This window comes from Streptomyces sp. NPDC056161, from assembly GCF_042268025.1.
Classification (GTDB): Bacteria; Actinomycetota; Actinomycetes; order Streptomycetales; family Streptomycetaceae; genus Streptomyces.
In genome coordinates this window covers 77,720-99,870 of record NZ_JBHJUV010000003.1, presented here as the reverse complement: position 1 = coordinate 99,870, position 22,151 = coordinate 77,720, and the positions used below count along the sequence as shown (strand labels likewise).

At 71.3% G+C, this 22,151-nt stretch carries 20 protein-coding genes and 1 other RNA gene; 6 read left to right on the top strand and 15 right to left on the bottom strand.

Annotated elements, in window-relative coordinates; genetic code table 11:
* Window positions 1–163 precede the first annotated feature (163 nt).
* The 7 genes from ACFC09_RS04095 to ACFC09_RS04065 all read right to left on the bottom strand — a co-directional run bounded on the left by ACFC09_RS04095 (window position 164) and on the right by ACFC09_RS04065 (window position 9,927).
* Window positions 164–1,579 (bottom strand): NAD-dependent malic enzyme, encoded by a 1,416-nt coding sequence (locus ACFC09_RS04095; protein WP_376523784.1) that lies wholly within the window; start codon window positions 1,577–1,579, stop codon window positions 164–166.
* Between the two features lie 412 nt (window positions 1,580–1,991).
* The gene (locus tag ACFC09_RS04090; RefSeq protein ID WP_376523783.1) at window positions 1,992–4,421 is read right to left on the bottom strand and encodes a HelD family protein; all 2,430 of its coding nucleotides are present in this window, start codon (window positions 4,419–4,421) and stop codon (window positions 1,992–1,994) included.
* A gap of 94 nt (window positions 4,422–4,515) precedes the next feature.
* The gene (locus tag ACFC09_RS04085; protein ID WP_376523781.1) at window positions 4,516–5,289 is read right to left on the bottom strand and encodes an anti-sigma factor family protein; all 774 of its coding nucleotides are present in this window, start codon (window positions 5,287–5,289) and stop codon (window positions 4,516–4,518) included.
* Between the two features lie 47 nt (window positions 5,290–5,336).
* A complete protein-coding gene (locus ACFC09_RS04080; protein WP_376523780.1) occupies window positions 5,337–5,858 on the bottom strand; it encodes a sigma-70 family RNA polymerase sigma factor in 522 nt (173 codons plus the stop codon).
* Between the two features lie 407 nt (window positions 5,859–6,265).
* The gene (locus ACFC09_RS04075; protein ID WP_376523779.1) at window positions 6,266–6,853 is read right to left on the bottom strand and encodes a CGNR zinc finger domain-containing protein; all 588 of its coding nucleotides are present in this window, start codon (window positions 6,851–6,853) and stop codon (window positions 6,266–6,268) included.
* A 363-nt stretch (window positions 6,854–7,216) separates the two neighbouring features.
* Entirely contained in the window at window positions 7,217–8,383 is a 1,167-nt protein-coding gene (locus ACFC09_RS04070) for a uroporphyrinogen-III synthase (RefSeq protein ID WP_376523778.1), read from the bottom strand.
* Window positions 8,384–8,544: 161 nt separating this feature from the next.
* Window positions 8,545–9,927, bottom strand: a complete 1,383-nt coding sequence (locus ACFC09_RS04065; protein WP_376523776.1) for a nitrate/nitrite transporter — start codon at window positions 9,925–9,927, stop codon at window positions 8,545–8,547.
* Window positions 9,928–10,293: 366 nt separating this feature from the next.
* On the opposite strand from ACFC09_RS04065, the gene ACFC09_RS04060 reads away from it, so the two are divergent.
* The 5 genes from ACFC09_RS04060 (at window position 10,294) to ACFC09_RS04040 (ending at window position 13,872) form a co-directional block, all read left to right on the top strand.
* Window positions 10,294–10,716: a hypothetical protein gene (locus ACFC09_RS04060; protein WP_376523774.1), complete on the top strand. Its 423-nt coding sequence runs from the start codon at window positions 10,294–10,296 to the stop codon at window positions 10,714–10,716.
* A gap of 143 nt (window positions 10,717–10,859) precedes the next feature.
* Entirely contained in the window at window positions 10,860–11,480 is a 621-nt protein-coding gene (locus ACFC09_RS04055; RefSeq protein WP_376523773.1) for a cell wall protein, read from the top strand.
* Window positions 11,481–11,491: 11 nt separating this feature from the next.
* Window positions 11,492–12,421, top strand: coding sequence for a MauE/DoxX family redox-associated membrane protein (locus tag ACFC09_RS04050; protein ID WP_376523772.1), 930 nt, complete (start codon window positions 11,492–11,494; stop codon window positions 12,419–12,421).
* Window positions 12,422–12,557: 136 nt separating this feature from the next.
* Window positions 12,558–13,082, top strand: a complete 525-nt coding sequence (locus ACFC09_RS04045) for a hypothetical protein (protein ID WP_376523771.1) — start codon at window positions 12,558–12,560, stop codon at window positions 13,080–13,082.
* Window positions 13,083–13,437: 355 nt separating this feature from the next.
* Entirely contained in the window at window positions 13,438–13,872 is a 435-nt protein-coding gene (locus ACFC09_RS04040; RefSeq protein ID WP_376523770.1) for a nuclear transport factor 2 family protein, read from the top strand.
* A 68-nt stretch (window positions 13,873–13,940) separates the two neighbouring features.
* Here the strand turns inward: ACFC09_RS04040 and ssrA are convergent.
* The 5 genes from ssrA to ftsE all read right to left on the bottom strand — a co-directional run bounded on the left by ssrA (window position 13,941) and on the right by ftsE (window position 17,908).
* Window positions 13,941–14,338, bottom strand: a transfer-messenger RNA (tmRNA) gene (ssrA, locus tag ACFC09_RS04035).
* Between the two features lie 147 nt (window positions 14,339–14,485).
* On the bottom strand, window positions 14,486–14,965 hold the full coding sequence (gene smpB / locus ACFC09_RS04030) for an SsrA-binding protein SmpB (protein WP_376523768.1): 480 nt from the start codon (window positions 14,963–14,965) through the stop codon (window positions 14,486–14,488).
* Window positions 14,966–15,025: 60 nt separating this feature from the next.
* Window positions 15,026–16,195 carry a S41 family peptidase gene (locus tag ACFC09_RS04025; RefSeq protein ID WP_376523767.1) on the bottom strand — a complete coding sequence of 390 codons (1,170 nt, stop codon included), beginning with the start codon at window positions 16,193–16,195 and terminating at the stop codon, window positions 15,026–15,028.
* A gap of 67 nt (window positions 16,196–16,262) precedes the next feature.
* Window positions 16,263–17,180, bottom strand: coding sequence for a permease-like cell division protein FtsX (ftsX, locus tag ACFC09_RS04020; RefSeq protein ID WP_376523766.1), 918 nt, complete (start codon window positions 17,178–17,180; stop codon window positions 16,263–16,265).
* Between the two features lie 38 nt (window positions 17,181–17,218).
* On the bottom strand, window positions 17,219–17,908 hold the full coding sequence (ftsE, locus tag ACFC09_RS04015) for a cell division ATP-binding protein FtsE (protein ID WP_376523765.1): 690 nt from the start codon (window positions 17,906–17,908) through the stop codon (window positions 17,219–17,221).
* A gap of 246 nt (window positions 17,909–18,154) precedes the next feature.
* Between ftsE and ACFC09_RS04010 the strand changes: the two genes are divergently transcribed.
* Window positions 18,155–18,361, top strand: a complete 207-nt coding sequence (locus ACFC09_RS04010; protein ID WP_376523764.1) for a hypothetical protein — start codon at window positions 18,155–18,157, stop codon at window positions 18,359–18,361.
* A gap of 112 nt (window positions 18,362–18,473) precedes the next feature.
* On the opposite strand, the gene ACFC09_RS04005 is transcribed toward ACFC09_RS04010, so the two are convergent.
* The 3 genes from ACFC09_RS04005 to ACFC09_RS03995 all read right to left on the bottom strand — a co-directional run bounded on the left by ACFC09_RS04005 (window position 18,474) and on the right by ACFC09_RS03995 (window position 22,140).
* Complete coding sequence (locus tag ACFC09_RS04005; protein ID WP_376523762.1) at window positions 18,474–19,370, bottom strand: hypothetical protein; 897 nt, start codon at window positions 19,368–19,370, stop codon at window positions 18,474–18,476.
* A gap of 328 nt (window positions 19,371–19,698) precedes the next feature.
* Window positions 19,699–20,805 carry a peptide chain release factor 2 gene (gene prfB / locus ACFC09_RS04000; protein ID WP_376523761.1) on the bottom strand — a complete coding sequence of 369 codons (1,107 nt, stop codon included), beginning with the start codon at window positions 20,803–20,805 and terminating at the stop codon, window positions 19,699–19,701.
* Window positions 20,806–20,907: 102 nt separating this feature from the next.
* Complete coding sequence (locus tag ACFC09_RS03995; protein WP_376523759.1) at window positions 20,908–22,140, bottom strand: serine/threonine-protein kinase; 1,233 nt, start codon at window positions 22,138–22,140, stop codon at window positions 20,908–20,910.
* Between the last annotated feature and the right edge of the window lie 11 nt (window positions 22,141–22,151).

The following is a 22,151-nucleotide window of genomic DNA, read 5'->3' as shown; positions in this document are numbered from 1 at the left end:
ATCCGGCACCCGTAGGAGTCGTGAGAACACCCTAGGGAGTCACACGAAAAGCGCCTGCTCGGCCGTCACCCTAGAGGGCGCCCGGCGTCAGGAGGTTCCGCGACGCGCCGGTGCGGGGCCGCCGTGTCGATCGTCACGCCTGTGCACACTACGGTACGAGGCTCTACACCGCTCCCGCTGCCGACCTGGCGGCCTCCCGGACCGCGCCGGCCACCGCGCCCGCGACCTTGTCGTTGAAGACGCTCGGAACGATGTAGTTCGGGTTCAGCTCGTCCACGGTGACCACGTCGGCCAGTGCCTGCGCCGCGGCCAGCATCATGTCCGTGCTGACGGTGCGGGACTGGGCGTCCAGCAGACCGCGGAAGACGCCCGGGAAGACCAGCACATTGTTGATCTGGTTCGGGAAGTCGGACCGGCCGGTGGCCACAACTGCGGCCGTCTGACGAGCGATTGCCGGGTCGACCTCGGGGTCCGGATTCGCGAGTGCGAACACGATCGCGTCGTCCGCCATGGCGGCCACGTCGTCCCCGTCGAGCAGGTTCGGGGCCGAGACGCCGATGAAGACGTCCGCGCCGCGCACGGCCTCCTTCAGGGTGCCGGTGAGGCCCTCGTGGTTGGTGTTGTCGGCGATCCAGCGCAGCGGCGAGTCGGGGGACGCGGCCACCAGGTCCTCGCGGCCGGCGTGCACCACGCCGTGGATGTCGGCGACGACCGCGTTCTTGACGCCCGCCGCGAGCAGCAGCTTCAGGATGGCCGTGCCCGCCGCGCCGGCCCCCGACATGACGACCCGGACGTTCTCGATCGCCTTGCCCACCACGCGCAGCGCGTTGGTGAGGGCCGCGAGGACGACGATCGCGGTGCCGTGCTGGTCGTCGTGGAAGACGGGGATGTCCAGCGCCTCGCGCAGCCGTGCCTCGATCTCGAAGCAGCGGGGCGCGGAGATGTCCTCCAGGTTGATGCCGGCGAAGCCGGGCGCGATCGCCTTGACGATCTCGACGATCGCGTCGGTGTCCTGGGTGTCCAGGCACAGCGGCCAGGCGTCGATGCCGGCGAAGCGCTTGAAGAGGGCCGCCTTGCCCTCCATGACGGGCAGCGCGGCCTTCGGGCCGATGTTGCCGAGGCCCAGGACGGCGGAGCCGTCCGTCACGACCGCAACCGAGTTGCGCTTGATGGTGAGGCGGCGGGCGTCCTCGGGGTTCTCGGCGATCGCCATGCACACGCGGGCCACGCCGGGCGTATAGACCATGGACAGGTCGTCACGGTTGCGGATGGGGTGCTTGGACTGCATCTCGATCTTGCCGCCGAGGTGCATGAGGAACGTACGGTCGGAGACCTTGCCGAGCGTGATGCCCTCGATGCCGCGCAGCTTCTTCACGATCTCGTCGGCGTGCGCGGTGGAGGTGGCGGCGATGGTGACGTCGATACGGAGCTTCTCGTGGCCGGACGCCGTGACGTCGAGGCCGGTCACCGAGCCTCCGGAGGACTCCACCGCGGTGGTGAGCTGCGAGACGGCGGTTCCGCTCGCGGGCACCTCCAGCCGGATGGTCATCGAGTAGGAGACGCTGGGCGCCGTTGCCATGGCCGACTTCCTCTGCTTTCACCGTGTCGCGAAGTTGTGCCGTCCGATCGTCGCACCTACCCCTGAGTACGTGCCAGCCGCCCTGGAATACGGACGTTTTGTTCACAGGTGCGCTGCGAGTTCGGAAAACAGCTTCCACCATACGGGAGGAGATCGGGCAATGAGAGAGGCCCACGTCGTCGAGCGACGTGGGCCTCTCTCTTCGTTCATGACACCGACCCGCCATGCTCGCCTCGCGGCAAGTGGTCGCTCGTAGCGACTAAGGTTGGGCCCGGGGGCTTGGATCGAGCCGGTGTCACAGCAAGGCTAACAAACGGATCCCCGACTGCCTTCCCGTCACCCGACCTCCACCCCTCGATGGCGACGCTTTGCGGCGACTCCTGCTGATTCGTCCCGGGAGTTCATCCCGCATTCAGTCCCGCAGCAGGTCCGGCACCCCCGCCGCGTCCGGCTCGTCGCGGTCCGCGGAGACGACCGTGAGCTGCTGGGTCGCACGGGTCATGGCGACGTACAGCACCCGCAGGCCGGCCGGGCTCTCGTCGGCGATCTCCGCCGGGGAGACGACGACCGTCGCGTCGTACTCCAGTCCCTTGGCCTCCAGGCTGCCGAGCGCCGCCACCCGGTCGCCGAGCCCGGCGAGCCAGCGCGCGGCCTCCGCGCGCCGGTTCATCGCGACGACGACGCCGACCGTGCCGTCGACCAGGCCGAGCAGCCGCTCGGCCGCCGCCCGCACGGTCTTCTCCAGGGAGTCCCGGGCGACCGTGAAGTGCGGCTGGACCCCGGTGGAGCGGACCGCGGTCGGGGACTCGGAGCCCGGCATCGCGAGGGCCAGCACCTTCGAGGCCAGGTCGGCGATCTCGGCCGGGTTGCGGTAGTTCACGGTGAGCCGGAAGCGGCGGGCGCGCGCGGAGCGGCCCGTCGCGCCGTCGCCGCCGGGGCGCTGGTGGGAGCCGGGCACGCGGGTGCCCAGCGCCTCGTCGCGGGCCTCGGCCGCCTCGTCCGGGTCGGACCAGGAGGACTGCGCCGGGTCGCCGACGACGGTCCAGCTGGCGTGCCGGCCGCGGCGGCCGATCATCCGCCACTGCAACGGCGTGACGTCCTGCGCCTCGTCGACGATGACGTGCGCGTACTCCGTGCGCTCCTGGGCCAGCCGCTCGGCCCGCTCGCGCTGCGACTCCTCGCGCACCGGCATCAGCTCCTCCAGGCCGGTGAGCTGGTCCAGCGGGTCCACGTCGCGCTTCTTGCGGGGGCGGGCCGGCGTCCCGAGGATCGCCTGCAACTCGTCGAGCAGCGCGATGTCGTGCACGGAGTACCCGTCCCGCTTCAGGGAGCGGGCCACCTTGCGGATCTCGCCGGGGTTGAGGACGCGCCGGGCCCAGCGGCCGAGCCGGCGCTCGTCGGCCATCGCGTCGAGGACGGCCTTCGGGGTCAGCTCGGGCCACCACGCGTCCAGGAAGGCGAGGAAGGCGTCCTCGCCCGCCACGTCCTCGTCGAAGGAGGCGCGCAGCTCGGCGGCCAGCTCCGGGTCGGTGTGCCGTCCGGCGGCGCCGGACTGCTCGTACAGGGCGTCCAGCAGCAGCCTGCGGGCGCGCGGGCGCAGCAGGTTCACCGGGGCCGTGCCGCCGAGGGCGGTACGGCGGACGCGGTCGAGGTCGGCGGCCGTCAGCTCAAGGCGCCGGCCGAAGGCGACGACCCGGAGGCGGTCGAGCGAGCCGGACGGGACCGGCGGGGCGTCGGTGTCGTCGTCCTCACCGAAGGCGAGCTGTCCCGCGGTGGGTGCCGCGCCGCCGCCCGGCCCCAGCTCCAGCGCCCCGCGCGCGGCCTTGCGCAGCACCTTCAGCATCCGGTACGAGCCCTTGGCACGGGCCACCGACGGCGCGTCGTACAGCCTGGCCTCGGCGCCGTCGACGAGCGAGCCGATCGCCCGGATGGCGACCTGGCCCTCCTCGCCGAGCGAGGGCAGCACGCCCTCGGTGTAGGCCACCAGCAGCGGGGTCGGCGAGACGATCAGGATGCCGCCCGAGTAGCGGCGCCGGTCCTGGTAGAGCAGGTAGGCCGCCCGGTGCAGCGCGACGGCCGTCTTGCCCGTGCCCGGCCCGCCCTCGACGTAGGTCACCGAGCCTGCGGGGGCGCGGATGACCAGGTCCTGCTCGGCCTGGATGGAGGAGACGATGTCCCGCATGGTGTGGCCGCGGGCCTGGCTCAGGGCGGCCATCAGCGCGCCGTCGCCGATCACGGGCAGTTGCCGGCCGTCCAGGTAGGCGGTCAGCTCGGGGCGCATCAGGTCGTCCTCGACGCCCAGCACCCGGCGCCCCTTGGACCGGATGACGCGGCGGCGCACGACCCGGCCGGGGTCGACCGGCGTGGAGCGGTAGAACGGGGCCGCCGCGGGCGCCCGCCAGTCGATGACCAGCGGCGCGTACTCCGCGTCGAGCACGCCGATGCGCCCGATGTGCAGGGTCTCGGCGATGTCGGCGGTGTTGTCGGCGCGCACCGCGCCCTCGGCGGGCTCCACGGCGGTGTAGGCGCCGTCGGCGCCCTTCTTCCCGTCCTTGCCGCGCAGCAGGTCGATGCGGCCGAACAGGAAGTCCTCGAACTCGTTGTTCAGCCGGTTGAGGTGGATGCCCGCCCGGAAGACCTGCGCGTCGCGTTCGGCGAGCGCGCCGGGCGTGCCGACCTGGCCGCGCCGGGCCGCGTCGTCCATGAGGAACTCGGCTTCGTGGATCTTCTCCGCGAGGCGCTGGTACACCCGGTCGAGGTGTTCCTGTTCGACGCTGATCTCTCGGTCACGTACGGAATCGTGCACCGACCCGACCGCGGATCGCTGAGCCTGAGCGGCCACCTGGCCCCCTTCTGACGTGCTGGGCAGCCGTCAACCGTACGCGAAGGGGGCCCCTGGAAGCTACGGCCCGGCCGGGGGATCCCACCGGACGGTCTCACGCGTCGACCTGGACGAGTTTTCGGCCGCTGAAGGTCATGACCTCGAAGTGGTCGATCTGGTCCGGTTGCAGGGCCGCACCGCCGCGGACGTAGAGGGGGTTCTTCGCCGCGTCGGCGCCGCCGCCCGGCAGGCCGTAGCCCCGGTCCGGCACGGACCAGGAGGTCACCGTCTCGCGTTCGCCGTTCCTGCCGACGGCGATCAGCGCGCACTTCTCCGGTCCGGGGACGTTCTCCAGTCGCAGGACGGTGTCCGAACCCCAGGGTTTCCCCTCCAGTGCGACCGTCGCGGTGACGTGCGTCGTCGGGTCGGTCGCCGTGACCTTGTCCGTCATGGCCGTGAACGCGGTCCTGGCGGGCGGAGCGGCCGTCGCGGGGCCGTCCGAGCCGCCGGTGGCGGCCAGCACGGTCAGCGGACCGCCGATGATCAGCGCGACCGCCGCGGCGACCAGGTAGCGGCTCCGCCGCCGCTTCCGGGCGCGGTGCTCGGCGACCTCGTCGACCAGTTTCTCCGCCGGCCGCCGGCCGGGCCCGTCGGACGGCGACTCCCCGAGCGCGGGTGTGCCGGCCCCCGGCAGGTCCGCGAGCGCGGCCAGCACGGGCTCCAGCCCGGCGAGTTCGTCGAGTTGCCGCGCGCACCAGTCGCACCCGGCGAGGTGGGACTCGAAGGCGGTCGCCTCGGCGTCGTCGAGGATGCCGAGCGCGTAGGCGCCGACCGTCACGTGCTCGCCGGTCGCCGGGGTTCCCCGGCCCGGAGTCGTGGGACCGGACATGCCCGGACCGTCCGTGCCGGATCCGTCGCGTCCTGCGTACCCGCTCGTCACGCCGTCACCCCCCGCTCCTCCAGCGCCAGCTTCATCGACCGCAGGGCGTAGAACACCCGTGAACGGACCGTGCCGCTGGGTATGCCGAGCGTCTCGGCCGCCTCGTTGACGGTACGCCCCTTGAAGTAGGTCTCGACCAGGACCTCCCGGTGCGCCGGGGTCAGGTCGTCGAGCGCGTCGGACAGTGTCATCAGCCACAGCGCCTTGTCGATCTCGTCCTCCGCGGGGATGGCCTCCAGCGGCGACGGATCGACCTCCTGCGGCCGGGCCTGCCGGCTGCGGTGGCCGTCGATGACGATGCGGCGCGCGACCGTCACCAGCCAGGGTCGTACCGATCCGGTCGCCCGGTCGAGCTGACCGGCGTTCTTCCAGGCACGGATGAGCGTCTCCTGCACCACGTCCTCGGCGCGCTGCCGGTCCCCGGCGACCAGCCGGAGGACGAAGGCGAGGAGGGGGCCGGCGTGCTCGCGGTACAGGGCACGCATCAGCTCCTCGTCGGGCTCCGCGGATCGGGACATGCGGTGCCAGGGCCTCGTTCCACGCTCACTGGCCACGACGGGATCCTTGCGCACGCCCACCTCCGATGTCCGGGGGTTCCCCCAGCCGGTCGCTCGTGCACCGGTACGGATGCCGGGTGGGGCGTGTTCAAACCGGAGTGACGGATTTCCGTGGAGCGCCGCGACGAGGGGACATGCGCACACATTACCCCCGTGCTTTTTTTGCATTTCCGGCACATCGGGCGGGGTCAGCACCGGGCGGGCGGCGGCGCGGACCAACCACCTGTCGTGAACGTCACTCCGGCTGTCGCGGACGTCACTCCGTCTGTCGTGGACATCACGTCGGCCATCGCGGCCATCACGCCGGCCGCCGTGGACATCGCTCCGGACGCCGTGGACATCGCTCCGGACGCCGGCCGGTGGGGTGGTCAGGCGCGGGCCAGCGCCGCTCGCCGACGGTGCCGGGCCACCCGCTCCCGGTTCCCGCAGACCTCGCTGGAGCACCAGCGCCTGCGCCGCCCGCGCGAGGTGTCCAGGTACACGATGGGGCAGTTGTCGCCCTCGCACTCCCGGACCGCCGCCCGCGCCACGGGGTCGGTGAGCAGGTCCACGGCGTCCCGGGCGAGGGCCGCGAGCAGCGCCGCGCACTCGGGCGGACCGGCCAGTTCCCGGACGAGTGTGCCGTCCGGGCGGCGCACCGCGCGCGGTGCCGGGGGCGCGGCCTGCGCGACCGCGTTGACCCGGGCCAGCGCGAGATCGTACGGCCGTCCGTCACCAGCGAGTCCGCCCCGCACCAACTGCCCGATGAACCGGCGCAGTTCGCGGAAGCCCGGCAGCCAGGAGGCGTCGGCGTGGGCCAGCGGGGTGCCGGGCGGAACGAGCCCGGACCCGACGATCCAGGCCCGCAGCGGCTCGACCGCGGCCAGCCGTTCCGCCGGGTGGGCGGTCGCCAGGAGGTCCAGGCACCTCCGCCCGGCATGGAACCGCAGCTCGTTGGGGGCCGTACCCAGTGCCATGTGCCTGTCACCGCCTCTGCGCTCTGCTGGAAGGGCCCTGATTCGCTTGCGGCAGGGAAAACCGTTCCCTCTCCCACAGTGCCTGCCCAGTCGCGCGACCGGAACCCCTCACACCGCCGAAGCCGTGTGCGGGGTCCGGGGCGAGGGGCGGTGCGGCACCCGTACGACTCCCGTACGAGGCGCGGCGGGCGAACGCGGGCCGCGTCAGGGGCCGTGACGAACACTCAGCAATACTCGGAGACGCTCAAGCAATCGGAAATGCTCAAGCAATATGCGGAGATACTCAAGGGGGAGATATTCAAGGGCATTTAAGGGTATTAGGCGGCATTTGCGCATTTGCGATATGCGCGGATGACCGGTGGCTCACGCGTCGCCGTACTTGGTGTCCGCCGACGGGTCCAGGGCCAGCCGGTAGCCCCGTTTGACCACCGTCTGGATCAGTCTGGGCGTGCCCAGGGCGGTGCGGAGCCGGGCCATCGCCGTCTCCACCGCGTGCTCGTCCCGCCCGGCACCGGGCAGCACACGCAGCAGTTCGGCCCGGGAGACCACCCACCCCGGGCGCCGCGACAGCGCCCGCAGCAGCGCCATCCCGGCCGGCGGCACCGGCCTGAGGTCCCCGTCCACCAGCACCGCGTGCCCCCGGATCCCCACCCGGTGGCCGGCGATCGGCAACACCTGCGCGCGCCCGGGAAGTTCCTGGCACAGCAACTGGACGAGCGGCCCGAGCCGGAAGCGTTCCGGCTGCACCGTGGCCACCCCGCGCGCCTGCAACGGCAGCGCGGTCACCGGCCCGACGCAGGCCGGCAGCACGGCGTGCTGGAGTACGTCGAGCAACTCGCGCGTCAGGCCCCGTTCCTCCGCCCGGGACAGCAGCGACGCGGCGGCGGGCGCGCTGGTGAAGGTGAGCGCGTCCAGCCCGTGCGAAAGAGCCGCGTCCAGCAGCCGGTCCACCGGACCGATGTCCTCGGGCGGCATCCACCGGTACACCGGCACCGGAATCACCTCCGCGCCCCCGGCCCGCAGCGCCTCCACGAAGCCGGGCAGCGGCTCCCCGTGCAACTGCACGGCGACCACGCGCCCCTCGACGCCCTCCTCCAGCAGCCGGTCCAGGACCTCGGCCATCGACTCGCTCGACGGCGACCACTTCTCGGTGAGGCCCGCGGCCCGGATGGCGCCCTTCACCTTGGGTCCGCGGGCCAGCAGTTCGACGCCCCGCAACCGCCCGAGCAGCGATTCACCGAGCCCCCACCCGTCGGCGGCCTCGATCCAGCCGCGGAAGCCGATGGCGGTGGTGGCCACCACGACGTCCGGCGCCCGGTCGATGATCTCCTCGGTGGCGGCGAGCAGCTCGCCGTCGTCCGCGAGCGGCACGATGCGCAGCGCGGGCGCGTGCACGACGACGGCGCCGCGCCGCTGGAGCAGTGCCCCGAGTTCGTCGGCGCGGCGCGCGGCCGTCACGCCCACGGTGAACCCCGCGAGGGGCCCGTGCTCCGGGGGCCCGGGTTCCGGTCGCTGCTGTGCCTCGTCCATGGCTCTCGTCCCGCGCTCGGTTCGTCGTGCCGCAGGCGAAGGCGCCGGTCCGGCTGTTTCGGCGGTGCGGCAGCCGCCTGTCGACGGAGCTTGTCAACGGCGCGTGACAGGCTCGGATCGACTCGATGTCACCATTGTTACGTCACGCCTCGGCTGTCACGTCACACGTCGGCATAGCTGAGCTGCCGCTTCTCCTCGGTGGCGGATTCGGCGGCGACCGGGGCGGCCGGCCGGCGAAGGTATACGGCCCAGGTGACCACGAAGCAGACGGCGTAGCAGGCCAGGAAGGCGGCGAACGCGCCGGTGCCGGTGCCGGAGCTGAGGAACGACTGCCGGAAGGCGAGGTTGATGCCGACCCCGCCGAGCGCGCCGACCGCTCCGATCAGCCCCATCGAGGCCCCGGAGAGCCGCCGCCCGTACCGCACGGCCGCCTCGCCGGTCAGCCCCGCGGCCAGCGCCTTGGCCTGGAAGATGCCGGGGATCATCTTGTACGTCGACCCGTTGCCGAGCCCGGTGAGCGCGAACAGCACGACGAACGTGACCGTGAACAGGGCGGGCGACCGCTGCTCACCCGCGACGATGAGCACGGCGGTGGCCGCCGCCATGGCCACGTAGGTCCACAGGGTGATCCGCGCGCCGCCGTACCGGTCGGCGAGCCGCCCGCCGAGCGGCCGGACGAGCGAGCCGAGCAGCGGCCCGACGAAGGTGAGGTAGGCGGCCTGCAACGGCGTACGGCCGAACTGGGTGGTGAGCACCTGCCCGAAGGCGAAGCTGTACCCGATGAACGACCCGAACGTGCCGACGTACAGGAAGGACATGATCCAGGTGTGCGCCTCCTTCGCGGCGTCCCTGGCGGCGCCGGTGTCGTTCTTCACGGAGGCGAGGTTGTCCATGAAGACGGCGGCGAGTACGGCGGCGATGACGATCAGCGGGATGTAGATCCCGAGCAGTACGCGCGGCCCGCCGCCGGCGCCGATGACCGCGAGCGCGACGAGTTGGATGACCGGCACGCCGATGTTGCCGCCGCCCGCGTTGAGCCCGAGCGCCCAGCCCTTCTGCCGCATCGGGAAGAAGGCGTTGATGTTGGTCATGGAGGAGGCGAAGTTGCCGCCGCCGATGCCGGCCAGCAGGCCGGTCCACAGGAAGGTGGCGAAGGAGGTGCCCGGCTCCATCACCGCGAATGCGGCGACTGTCGGTACCAGCAGCAGCCCGGCGGAGATGATCGTCCAGTTCCGCCCGCCGAAGACCGCGACGGCGAAGGTGTACGGCACCCGGGCGACGGCACCGACCAGGGTGACCACCGAGGTCAGCAGGAACTTGTCGGCCGGGCTCAGGCCGTACTCCGGGCCCATGAACAGCACCAGGACGGACCACAGGGTCCAGATCGAGAACCCGATGTGTTCGCTGAGCACGGAGAAGAACAGGTTGCGCCGGGCGATCCGCTCGCCGGTGGTCGTCCAGAAGGTCTCGTCCTCGGGATCCCAGTCCCGGATCCAGCGGCCTCCCCCGCCGGTCGGGGCGGGGTCCGTACCAGTGGCTGTCATCGCGCCTCCAGGTGCTCCGGGGATCGGGTGGTGCGGGGGTCGGGCGTTGCGGGCGCCACTTGCCGGTGAGCGGGGTGACGAGCGGGATGAGCGGGATGAGCGGGTGATGACTTCCGAAGGTAGGAAGGGCGCGTTTCCGGTCTGTGGCCGTGGGTGACCGCCCGGGAACGTTGCTCTCACCCGGCGCGGAGGGCGACTGAGAGGTCCCCCGCGGCCCCGGTGGCGGCCGGATCCGAACGGATTGGGCTCACCCGCCCACTTCCGGACGCGCGTAGAAGCACGGCATCATGGCTGCGATCCTCGAATTGTCATGCACAGAACATCAAGGATCATCTCGCGACCTGTGCCCACCCGAAGGGAACAGACATGGCTTGCGGATCAACCTCGCTCTGGGCCGGTGAAGCCACCTGGTTCTGCTGCGGCAACGCCTGGGGCTCCTGCGGCAGCGCCGGCACCGGGGCCTGCGGCACCTGCCAGTCCGCCAAGAACATGGCGGCCTGGCCCAACCTGTCCTCGGCCTGCTGGGACATCACCCGGCCCGACCTGTGCGGCGAGAACATGCCGCGGCGCGGCTGCGGCGCCGTGGTGAACGTACGCCACCAGTGCTCGGGCGCCACGGTGTGCGTCACGCTCGCCGACTGCGGCCCGCGCACCAAGAGCTTCTGCGGCGAGGCGACCTGCTGCAACGGGGCCTGCCGCACCAACCGGGTGCTCGATCTGACCCCGGCCGCGTTCTCCGCGATCGGCAGCCTCAGCTCCGGCATGGTGCCCGTCTACATCTACGAGTGACAGCTCCGACCGACGCAGCACACCCGCGCAGCACACCCGCGCGGGACACCGCCGTAGGACACCGACGTAGGACACCGCCTCAGAACAGGACGAGTCACACGAGAGACACGAGACACACCGTAGGCAGGAGAGGAGAGAACGACATGAACCACAGCCAGACCCCCGGCGCACGCCGGCTGGACCGCAGACGCTTCCTCACCACGGCCGCCATCGGCGGCGCCACCGTCGTGGGCGCCTCGGCGCTCGGCGGCCTCGACGCCGAGGCGGCCTTCGCCGCGCCGATGCCCTCGCTCGACCCTGCGGTCTCCGCCGCGTTCGCGGAGGGCCGCGTCGTCGCGATCAACCGGAGCGTGCTGGACGTCGCCGGCTCGCACGGTGAGCGGCACCTCGTCCAGCTCACCAACGCCACCAGCGTCTGGAAGCTGCGCACCACCACCGCGGAGGCCGTCGAGACGGGCGACGGGCTCTACGCCCGCGGGGTGACCATGCCCGACGGCACCATCGCGGCGGACGCCGTGTGGGTCAACATCGTCAACATCCACTGCACGATCCGCGGCATCGGCAAGAACCGGCTGCACCTCGCCCACAACGACCACGAACTGGTCGGCAGGGTCGTGCCCGAGACCACGACCGCCTCCTACCGGGGCGGCGCCCCGACCTCCGACCTGTCGCGGATGCGGATCGGGCAGACCGCGCAGGTGCTCGGCGCCTGGCGGCCCGCGGACAACCACATCGACATCGCCCGCGTCGCACTCGGACACTGAGGGGCGGCGCCATGATCGCCACGCTCCCGCTCGTCCCCGACCTGGCGCCGCTGGTCTGCGGGCTGCTGCTGGGACTGACCGGCGCGGCCAAGCTGTTCGGCCGGCGGACCGCGCAACTGGCCGCCGGCACCGTACTGGTACGGGTGCTCGGCGACGGCCGACGGGCCACGGCGGCACTGCGCACCGTGGGCGGAACCGAACTCGTCCTGGCCGCCGCGCTGCTGACCGTACCCGCCACGACCGCCTCCGGCCCCGCCCCGGCCCTTCCCGGCCTCGCCACGGCGGCGCTCGGCCTCGGCTTCACCGCGTACCTGGCCTACGCCAGGGCCACCGCCCCCGAGTCGTCCTGCGGATGCAGCGCCCGCGCGGAGGGCCCGATCGGCGTACGGTCCTTCGCCAGGGCCGGGCTCGTCGTGGTCGGCGGTCTGGCGGCGGCCGGCGCGGACACCGCCTGGTGGTCGACGCTCGCCGGCCGTCCCGTCGCGTCCGCCGTCCTGCTGCTGGCCGCGGCGGCACTGCTGCTGTCCGTCTCCTCGGACCTGGACCACCTGTGGCTGGTCCCGCTGCGCCGGGCCAGGCTCCGGCTGTTCGGCAGCCCGCTGCCCGCGGCGGCCGGCGAACGCGTCCCGGTCGACGCGACCGTACAACTCCTGGAACGCTCCCTGGCCTGGGAGACCGCCCGTCCGGCGGTCCGCTCGGCGCTGCTCGACCACTGGGACGACGACGGCTGGCGGGTGCTGCGCTACTCGGGCACGTACCCGGACGCCCGCGGGTCCCGTCCGGTGAGCGTGCTGTTCGCCCTCGACAGCACGGCGGACATCGTCACCGCGCCGAACCCGGCGGTCCGGGTCTGCCTGGTGGACGAGGAAACGGAAGAGATCCTCCCGCCCGAGGCCCTGGCCCCCCTGCCCCACCGGACCCCGCTCCCGTCGGCCGACTGACGGTCCGCCGGCCGGGCGCGGGCGATCGGACACCCGCCTCCCCCTGGCGGACACGCGTAGACCTCGGGCACCATCTCCGTGCACCACCTGCACAGCCGCCCCATAGGAAGAACGGCCCTACCGCAGGAAGGTCCCCATGAAGATCCGCTCCGCCCTCACGGCCCTCGCGCTCACCCTCACCCCCGGGCTCGCCGTCCTCGCCGGCGCCGGGGACGCCCTCGCCGCCCAGGACGGTGCCCAGACCGTCGCCGTCACGAAGATCTCCCACGCGACCGCCACGTCGATGTTCAGCTCGGTCGGCATCACCTGGTCGTCCTCCGGCAACTGCTCCAACCGCAACGTCTCGACCTGCACGTCCTTCGACCAGCTCAACCTGGCCACCGCGCAGGGCGCCCAGACCCTCAAGCGGTCCTCCGGCTGCGCGCTGAACATCACGGGCGGCACCGAGACCGGCCACGCCAGCGGCACGTACTCCCACTGGAACGGCTACAAGCTCGACTACGGCAAGAACACCTGCGTCACCAACTACATCAAGGGCGCCTTCACCTACATCGGCCTCCGCGGCGACGGCGCCCCCCAGTACCAGTCCGGCGCGGGCAACATCTACGCGGACGAGGGCAACCACTGGGACGTCCTCTACTACAACTGCGGCGGCTGCTGACCCGGCCCCACCGGGAACCCAGCCTCGCCCGGGACCCAACCCCACCGGGGGCCCAGCCTCGCCCGGGACCCAACCCCACCGGGGGCCCAGCCTCGCCCGGGACCCGGCCCCACCGGGGACCCAGCCCCACCCGGGACCCGGCCGCGAACGGCGGCCGGGTCCTCGGCGTCCGGGCGGTGGGCACCGCCGCCGTCGCCGCCGTCCTCGCCTCCCACACGGCGTCCGGACAGTTCCCGAGCGAGAGCGGTTATACGGTGGCGTTCCTGCTGCTGGCCGGGGCTGCCATGGTCGGGGCCCCTCTGCGTCACTCGGCGTGTGCCGGCGTGCAGCGGAGAAGAACACGAAAGGGTTTCCCATGACAGCAGTCGCCGCCGCTCGGGACATCGAGAATCTGATCGCCGAGTACGCAGAACTGGTCGACACCGGCGACCTTGCCGGCCTCGGCCGACTCTTCACCGACGGCGTTTTCATCGGCAGTGACGGCGTCCGGTTCGAGGGCAGTACGGCCGTGGAGAACATGCTCCGGGACCACGTCATCCTCTATGACGACGGCACTCCACGCACCCACCACGTCACCACCAATATCCGCATCGAGGTCGACGAGCAGGCCGACACGGCGGCCGCACGGTCCTACCTGACGATTTTCCAGGCGGTGGACGGACTGCCGCTCCAGCCGATCGCGGCGGGCCGTTACCGGGACCAGTTCGTACGGCGGGACGGCACGTGGCGGTTCGCCCAGCGCCGGATCACCATTCACATGGTCGGGAACGTCGGCCGTCACCTGCGCTGAGCGGTCGGCCGGCCGGCCATGACAAAGACCCCGTCGCGCGCGGCGACGGGGTCCTGGTCGTACGGGACGAGTGGAGATGGCGGGAATCGAACCCGCGTCCAACGGTGCGGAACCAGGGCTTCTCCGTGTGCAGTCCGCTGCGCTTTTCTCAGCCCCGGAGATCACGCGGACAAGTCTCCGACGGGCTCAGTCACTGTTTGGTTTCCCTCTTCACCCCGTGACCGGGATCAAGGTTTAGTCCCCTAGTTGATGCCAGGATCCGGGTCGGGAACAGCCCCGGGCTGACACTCCCTTAGTAGGAGGCTCGCTCTTGCTGCCTGATCAGGCAGCGAGGGCGAAGGCCTGCTGGGAGGAATCGCGCTTGGTATTGGCGATTATTTTTTCGGCCTGTGGTTTACGAGATCATGGCCGCTTCCTCGACACGCTTCCCCTGCTTCGACAACCGCTGTCGAAACCGATCATCCCCATGTTGATTTTTCAATCCGTGCACCCGCCTCGGGGTGCGGTGACATCTTACGTGACCGACGTGCCCGCGTGCCAGCGCATTCCCGCGCCGGCGGGGCCCATGGCCTCCGGCAGGTGTCCGGGCGGCGCCGCACGGCGCGCGGACCGGTCAGGCGCGCTGTTTGCGCCGGACCGCCGCGATCGCACGGTCCGCCTCGCGGCGGTCCTGCTTCTCGCGCAGCGTCTGCCGCTTGTCGTACTCCTTCTTGCCCCGCGCCAGCGCGATCTCGATCTTGGCCCGGCCGTCCTTGAAGTACAGCGCGAGCGGCACGATCGTGTGACCCGCCTCCTGGACCTTGGACTCCAGCTTCTCGATCTCCACTCGGTGCAGCAGCAGCTTCCGCTTGCGCCGGGCGGTGTGGTTGGTCCAGGTGCCCTGGCTGTACTCGGGCACGTGCACGTTGTACAGCCACGCCTCGTGCGCGTCGAGTTGCACGAAGCCGTCGACCAATGAGGCCCGTCCCTGGCGCAGCGACTTCACCTCGGTACCGGTGAGGACCAGGCCGGCCTCGTAGGTGTCCAGGATCTGGTAGTCGTGCCGCGCCTTCTTGTTCTGCGCGATCAGCTTGCGCCCTTTTTCCTTAGCCATAGTGCCGACCATTTTCGCACTATGGAGGGGGTCTGGAGGAAGCAGATAAAACGCGGGCCCCTACGAAGGGTCGCCGAGTCCGCTCAGGACGGTCTCCGCCCGCTCCAGCGCCTGCTGGCCGGCCTGTAGGTCGGGGGTGATGCCGCGGCCGTCGACGGTGTGCCCCGAGGGGGTGCGGTAGTGGCCGACGGTCAGTTCGGCGACGGAGCCGTCGGGCAGTTCGGTCGGCATCTGGATCGAGCCCTTGCCGAAGGTGCGGGAGCCGACGACGACCGCGCGGCCCCGGTCCTGGAGGGCACCGGTGAGCATTTCGGCCGCGCTCATCGTCCCGCCGTCGACGAGCGCGACCAGGGGTCTGGTGGTGTCGCCGCCGGACGCGGCGTGCAGGGCGCGCTGCTCGCCGTCGACGTCGTAGGTGGCCACCAGGCCGCCGTCCAGGAAGGCGGAGGCGGCGGTGACGGCCTCGGTGACCAGGCCGCCGGAGTTGCCGCACAGGTCGAGGATGATCCCGGCGCCGGCCGGGGCCTGCCGTACGGCGGTGCGGACGGCGTCGCCGACTCCCTTGGTGAAGGCGTCGACCTTGATCACGGTGACGCCCCGGGTGAGCCTGCGGACGGTCACGGAGTCGGTGGACAGCCGGGCCCGGCGCAGCGTCTCGCTCCACGCGCGCGTGCCGCGCTGTAGGCCGAGCCGGACGGTGGTGCCGGCGGCGGCGTCCTGGGCGTCGCCGCGCAGCAGGGCGACCACGTCGGTGACCGGGCGCCCGTCGACCCCGGTGCCGTCGACGCTGCGCAGCAGATCGCCCCCGCGGATCCCGGCGGCGGCCGCGGGCGACCCGGCCTGCACCTTGGTCACCTCGATACGGCCGTCGCTCTCGCGCCGCGCCCACAGGCCGACGCCGGTGTACTCGCCGTCGAGGGCTTCCTCGAACTCCTGGTACTCGCCCTCGGAGTAGACGGCGTCCCAGCGGTTCCCGCTGCGGCTCACGGCTCGTTCGGCGGCCTCCATGGGGGACTTGCCGTCGGCCATGGCCTCGGCGGCGGCCTCCTGGACGTCGTCGTACCGGGTGGCCGTGCGGGCCGCGTCGCGGAGGGTCCCGCGGCCGGAGTGGTCCGGGTCGGGGAAGGACCCGGTCGCGGCGCCGGTGACGAGCACACCGGCGAAGACCAATGTCAGGGCCGCCCCGCGGCGGAAGCGGCGGGGCTGACAGAACGGGTCACGGCCTGACATGCCGGTGAGTCTAGGACAACACGAAGGGCCGTACGGCCGGTTGACCGTACGGCCCTCTTGGCGTGCGTCACACCTTCAGGTACTTGCGCAACGCGAAGAACGCTGCCAGCGCGGGCATCAGAATGCTCGCGGCGAGGATCAGCGGGAGCTTGGTCAGCACGGCGTCCCAGCCGACGAAGTTGATCAGGCTCAGCTTCGCGGACAGGTCCATGCCGTGGTCGACGGTGAAGTAACGCCCGACGACCAGGAAGACGCAGGCGAGGCCACCGCCGATGAGTCCGGCGACCGCGGCCTCCATGATGAACGGCGCCTGGATGTAGAAACCGGACGCGCCGACCAGCCGCATGATCCCGGTCTCGCGCCGCCGGCTGAACGCGGACACCCGCACGGTGTTGACGATCAGCATCAGCGCGATGATCAGCATCAGCGCCATGACGCCGAGCGCCGCCCGGTTCAGCAGGTTGAGCAGCCCGAAGAGGTTGTCCAGGATGCCCTTCTGGTCCTGGACCGACTGCACACCGTCACGTCCGGAGAAGGCGGAGTCGATGACCTGGTACTTCTCCGGGTCCTTCAGCTTGATCCGGTACGACTCCTGCATCTGGTCCGGCGTGAGCGAACTGGCCAGCGGGGAGTCGCCGAACTGCTGCTTGTAGTGCTTGTACGCCTCGTCCTGCGACTCGTGGCTGACCGTCTCGACGACCGACATCTTCTTCAGGTCCGCGAGGATCTGCTTCTTCTGGTCGTCGGTCACCGCGCCCTTGGCGCAGGTGGGGTCCGTCTCGGCCTCGCTCTTGTTGCAGAGGAAGATCGATACGTTGATCTTGTCGTACCAGAAGCCCTTCATGGTGGTCACCTGGTCGCTCATCAGCAGCGAACCGCCGAACAGGGCCAGGGAGAGGGCGACGGAGACGACGACGGCGAAGGTCATCGTCAGATTGCGGCGGAGACCGACACTGATCTCCGACAGTACGAACTGGGCGCGCATGGCGTCGGATCAAGCCTTTCCGTGGATCTCGTGCGGTGTCAGTGCTGGTAGCCGTAGACGCCGCGGGCCTGGTCGCGGACGAGACGCCCCTTCTCCAACTCGATGACGCGCTTGCGCATCTGGTCGACGATGTTCTGGTCGTGCGTCGCCATCACCACGGTCGTACCGGTCCTGTTGATCCGGTCGAGCAGTTTCATGATGCCGACGGAGGTCTGCGGGTCGAGGTTGCCGGTGGGCTCGTCGCAGATGAGCAGCTTGGGCCGGTTGACGAAGGCCCGCGCGATGGCCACGCGCTGCTGCTCACCGCCGGACAGCTCGCCGGGCATCCGGTCCTCCTTGCCGCCGAGCCCGACGAGGTCGAGCACCTGCGGCACGGACTTGCGGATCTCGCCGCGCGACTTGCCGATGACCTCCTGCGCGAAGGCCACGTTCTCCGCGACGGTCTTGTTCGGCAGGAGCCGGAAGTCCTGGAAGACCGTGCCGAGCTGGCGCCGGATCTGCGGCACCTTCCAGTTGGAGACGCGCGCGAGGTCCTTGCCCAGGATGTGCACCTGACCATGGCTGCACCGCTCCTCGCGGAGGATCAGCCGCAGGAAGGTGGACTTTCCGGAGCCGGAGGACCCCACGAGGAACACGAACTCGCCCTTCTCCACCTCCAGGGAGACATCCCTGAGCGCGGGGCGGGTCTGCTTGGGGTAGACCTTGGAGACATTGTCGAATCGGATCACGGATGCACCACGGGTAGCCGGGGGTAGATGTGCGTGACCATACGCGAACCCGGAGGGCGAGCGCAGTCGCCGGTCGAGGTTGTGCGGAGCTTGTACATTTTTGTGCCCGGATTTGGGGGCGCCGTGCGGACCGGGCCACGGCGGTGGCCCGCGCAGGCTCCGCGGGAACCTGGCACAGTGGTGGGGGAACGTTCCCGTTCCCGTGGGCGTTGTCCCTATGACGGCCGGTGCAAGGAGGGCGAGCGCATGACGTACGACCGGTTGGTGTGCGCGAACTGCGCTGCGCCTGTGAGCGAGGGCCGGTGCCCGGTGTGCCGGGCCAACCGCGAGCGCTTGCAGCAGCAGGGCTTCTTCCAGGACGGCTTCTTCGCGGGGCTGAACCCGATGGCGCTGATCGCGCTCCTGGTGGTGCTGATCGCCGCGGTGGCGCTGGTGGCGCACCAGACCGCGTGAGCGGGCCGTAGCGCGGCTGAGGACGGCCGAAGGGCCCGGAGCGCCAGGCTCCGGGCCCTTCGTCATGCCCTGTACGTACGAATCGTACGCCGGTGACTACGTTCCGTCACCGTCAGGCGGTGGTGCCGCCCCGGCCGCCCGCCAGCCGCGGCAGGACACGGAAGCCGATGCCGCCGGCGATCATCGTCGCGGCGCCCACGAGCAGGAACGCGGTCTGCCCGGCACCGGTCTCGGCCAGCTGGTCGCCGCCGCCCTGGGCGGTGGTGTCCGAGCCCGTGTCGGTGAGGGCCGAGGAGCCCTCGTCCTGGGGCACGTTGTCGTTGCCGCCGCCGTCGGGGGTGGTTCCGCCGGTGGTGCTGGAGCCGCCGCCGTTGCCGCCGGTGGTGCTGGAGCCACCACCGTTGCCGCCGCCGTTACCGTTACCGCCGCCGTTGCCGCCGCCGTTCCCGTTACCGCCGCCGTTACCGTTGCCACCGTTGTTGCCGGTGCCGCCGTTGCCGTTACCACCGTTGTTGCCGTTGCCGCCGTTGCCGTTGCCACCGTTGTTCCCGGTGCCACCGTCGGACGTGCCCGTGCTGGTCCCCTCGGACGTGCCCGTGCTGGTTCCTTCGGACGTGCCCGTGCTGGTTCCTTCGGACGTACCCGTGCTCGTCCCCTCGGAGGCACCGGTGCTGGTCCCCTCGGACGTGCCCGTGCTGGTTCCTTCGGACGTACCCGTGCTCGTCCCCTCGGACGTGCCCGTGCTGGTCCCCTCGGACGAACCGGTGCTCGTCCCCTCGGAGGCACCGATGCTCGTCCCCTCGGACGTGCCCGTGCTGGTCCCCTCGGACGAACCGGAGCTGGAACCGCCGATGAGTCCATCGCCGGTGCTCACCTGGGCCTTGATCGGACCGGCCTGGATACCGATGTCCAGCGCCGATGCCGCGCCCGCGGCGGTCAGCGAGGCGCCGGCCGCGATCACCGCACCGGCGGCGACCCGCGCGACCCGGACCCGCGTCTTCTTGGTCATGTAGTTGCTACCCCCAGTAGCTGATCGTCAGTGTGCGGCGCATGGGGCCAGCCGTGATCGACGGAGGTAGCCGGTGAAGTCAGCGTCCTTCAACTGTCCTTCGAGTCCTGCACGCCCCCCGGTTCACATGCGCCCCAGAGATACGCATGAGCACGCTTCACCCTTCCTATTTTCCAAGGAACCGTCAAGGCCACTGCGTGGACAATGTCCGCCCGCACGGCATTTACGGGGAGTTGCAGCCCGCGATCGTTATCGAAAATCCAACCAAAAGACAACTGCCGCCTCATGGGCGGCAGTTGGCGGACGGAAACCGGCGTCTCCGCTGCTTCTACTTCTCCTGCTGCTTGCGCCAGCGGATCCCGGCCTCCAGGAAGCCGTCGATCTCGCCGTTGAACACGGCCTCCGGGTTGCCGACCTCGAAGTCGGTGCGCAGGTCCTTGACCATCTGGTAGGGGTGCAGCACGTACGAACGCATCTGGTTGCCCCAGGAGTTGCCGCCGTCGCCCTTGAGGGCGTCCATCCTGGCCTGTTCCTCCTGGCGGCGCCGCTCCAGCAGCTTGGCCTGGAGGACGTTCATGGCGGTGGCCTTGTTCTGGATCTGCGACCGCTCGTTCTGACAGGAGACGACGATGCCGGTCGGCAGGTGGGTGATGCGGACCGCGGAGTCGGTGGTGTTGACGCCCTGGCCGCCCGGACCGGAGGACCGGTAGACGTCGATGCGCAGCTCGGACTCGTCGATCTCGACGTGGTCGGACTGCTCGACGACGGGCAGCACCTCGACGCCGGCGAAGGAGGTCTGGCGGCGCCCCTGGTTGTCGAAGGGCGAGATGCGCACCAGCCGGTGCGTGCCCTGCTCCACGGAGAGGGTGCCGTAGGCGTACGGCACCTGCACGGCGAAGGTGGTCGACTTGATGCCGGCCTCTTCGGCGTACGACGTCTCGTAGACCTCGGTCTTGTAGCCGCGCTGCTCGGCCCAGCGCAGATACATGCGCTGGAGCTTCTCGGCGAAGTCGGCGGCGTCGACGCCGCCGGCCTCGGCGCGGATGTTGACGAGCGCCTCACGCGCGTCGTACTCCCCGCTGAGCAGCGTGCGGACCTCCATCTCGTCCAGCGCCTTGCGGACGTCGGCCAGCTCGGTCTCGGCCTCGGCCCGGGTGTCGGAGTCGTCCTCGGCCTCGGCCAGCTCGAAGAGCACACCGAGGTCGTCGATCCGGCCGCGCAGCCCCTCCGTCTTCCTGACCTCGGCCTGGAGGTGGGAGAGCTTGCTGGTGATCTTCTGCGCCTCGTCCGGGTTGTCCCACAGGGAGGGCGCCGCCGCCTGCTCCTCAAGCGCGGCGATGTCTGCCCTCATCCGGTCGAGGTCCAGAACGGCCTCGATCGACTCCATGGTCGAGGAGAGGGACTTGAGCTCTTCGGATACATCGACGACTGCCACGCCCCCAGCGTAACCGCTGTGGCAACCGACCTCGGCCGCGCGTCCGCCGGCCGCCCGGTCGGCGGACGGCGGGGCCGGGCGGACGCCGCGGGGTGGGAAATGTCACGGTGCCGTGGACGTCCGAGTGCTCCCGGGAGTCGCGTCCGTGCCGTCGCCCGAGGTCGCGAGCCAGGCGCCGACGCCGACGGCCGCCGCGAGCACCACGCCCGCCACCCCCAGCGTCACCCGTCTGCGCCGGGCCGCCGCCCGGTGCCGGGCCGAGCCGGGGCGCGGGGCACCCGCGGCCCGCGGCACCCGCGCGGTGCCCCGGGCGCCGCCCGCCAGCTCGTCGGGCCCCGGCACCCGCATCGAGGTGTGGGTGTCCCGGTTGGAGTCCGGCTGGGCGCCGGGGACGAGCGACACCGAGCCGCGCCGCCGGGTCCGCTCGCCGGACGCGGGGCGTTCCGGCGCGGGCTCCGCGGCCTCGGGCGGCGCCACCGCGTCCGGCTCGTCCACCACCAGCGGCGGCATCCCGGCCAGCAGCGGCAACTGCTCCCGCAGCCGTGCCGCCAGCTCGGACGCGCGCAGCCGCGAGGCGGGCGCCTTCGCCAGGCACTGCACGAGCAGCTGCCACAGCTCGTCCGGGATCCCCGGCAGCGGCGCGACCGTCTCGGTCACGTGCCGGCGCAGCACCGCCCCCGGGTGGCCGCCGCCGAACGGTGTGAACCCGGCCAGCAGCTCGTACAGCACCGTCGCGAGGGCGTAGATGTCGACGGCGGCGCGCGGCGGCAGCCCTTCCACGATCTCCGGCGCCAGATAGTCCGGGGTCCCGATGATCTTCGTCGCGCGGGTCCGCTTCGGGGAGTCGATCAGCTTCGCGACCCCGAAGTCGGTGAGCAGCGCGCGGTGCGAGCCGCCGGGGCCGAGCGGCCCCTGCATGTCCAGCAGCACGTTCTCCGGTTTGACGTCGCGGTGCACGACTCCGGCCGCGTGTGCCGCGGCCAGCCCCTCCGCGACGTCCGCGACGATGGCCACCGCCGCCTCGGGGGCGAGCCGCCGCTCCCGCTCCAGGCGGGTGCGCAGGTCGGTGCCGCGGACCAGGTCCATGACGAGGGCCAGGTCGGTGCCGTCGACGACGAGGTCGCGCACCGACACCACGTGCGGGTGGTTCAGGCCGAGCAGCGCCGTGCGCTCCTGCACGAAGCGTCCGACGAGTTCCTGGTCGGAGGCGAGATCCTCGCGCAGCAGCTTGACGGCGACGGGTCCGTCCGGTCCCTCGCCCAGCCACACCGTGCCGGCGCTGCCCCGTCCCAGGATCTGGTTCGCGGTGTACCGGCTGCCGATCTTCCGTGTCAAGACTGCTCCTA

Bases quoted from the DNA above. Each gene is read 5' to 3' on its own strand.
- ACFC09_RS04055 (WP_376523773.1), top strand. From the start codon at position 10,860: ATGAACCACAGCCAGACCCCCGGCGCACGCCGGCTGGACCGCAGACGC.
- ACFC09_RS04010 (WP_376523764.1), top strand. From the start codon at position 18,155: ATGACGTACGACCGGTTGGTGTGCGCGAACTGCGCTGCGCCTGTGAGC.
- ACFC09_RS04005 (WP_376523762.1), bottom strand. From the start codon at position 19,370: ATGACCAAGAAGACGCGGGTCCGGGTCGCGCGGGTCGCCGCCGGTGCG.
- ACFC09_RS04080 (WP_376523780.1), bottom strand. From the start codon at position 5,858: ATGTCCCGATCCGCGGAGCCCGACGAGGAGCTGATGCGTGCCCTGTAC.
- ACFC09_RS04070 (WP_376523778.1), bottom strand. From the start codon at position 8,383: ATGGACGAGGCACAGCAGCGACCGGAACCCGGGCCCCCGGAGCACGGG.
- ACFC09_RS04050 (WP_376523772.1), top strand. From the start codon at position 11,492: ATGATCGCCACGCTCCCGCTCGTCCCCGACCTGGCGCCGCTGGTCTGC.
- ACFC09_RS04075 (WP_376523779.1), bottom strand. From the start codon at position 6,853: ATGGCACTGGGTACGGCCCCCAACGAGCTGCGGTTCCATGCCGGGCGG.
- ACFC09_RS04045 (WP_376523771.1), top strand. From the start codon at position 12,558: ATGAAGATCCGCTCCGCCCTCACGGCCCTCGCGCTCACCCTCACCCCC.
- ftsX (WP_376523766.1), bottom strand. From the start codon at position 17,180: ATGCGCGCCCAGTTCGTACTGTCGGAGATCAGTGTCGGTCTCCGCCGC.
- ACFC09_RS04040 (WP_376523770.1), top strand. From the start codon at position 13,438: ATGACAGCAGTCGCCGCCGCTCGGGACATCGAGAATCTGATCGCCGAG.
- ACFC09_RS04060 (WP_376523774.1), top strand. From the start codon at position 10,294: ATGGCTTGCGGATCAACCTCGCTCTGGGCCGGTGAAGCCACCTGGTTC.
- ACFC09_RS04065 (WP_376523776.1), bottom strand. From the start codon at position 9,927: ATGACAGCCACTGGTACGGACCCCGCCCCGACCGGCGGGGGAGGCCGC.
- ACFC09_RS04095 (WP_376523784.1), bottom strand. From the start codon at position 1,579: ATGGCAACGGCGCCCAGCGTCTCCTACTCGATGACCATCCGGCTGGAG.
- ACFC09_RS04025 (WP_376523767.1), bottom strand. From the start codon at position 16,195: ATGTCAGGCCGTGACCCGTTCTGTCAGCCCCGCCGCTTCCGCCGCGGG.
- ACFC09_RS04085 (WP_376523781.1), bottom strand. From the start codon at position 5,289: ATGTCCGGTCCCACGACTCCGGGCCGGGGAACCCCGGCGACCGGCGAG.
- smpB (WP_376523768.1), bottom strand. From the start codon at position 14,965: ATGGCTAAGGAAAAAGGGCGCAAGCTGATCGCGCAGAACAAGAAGGCG.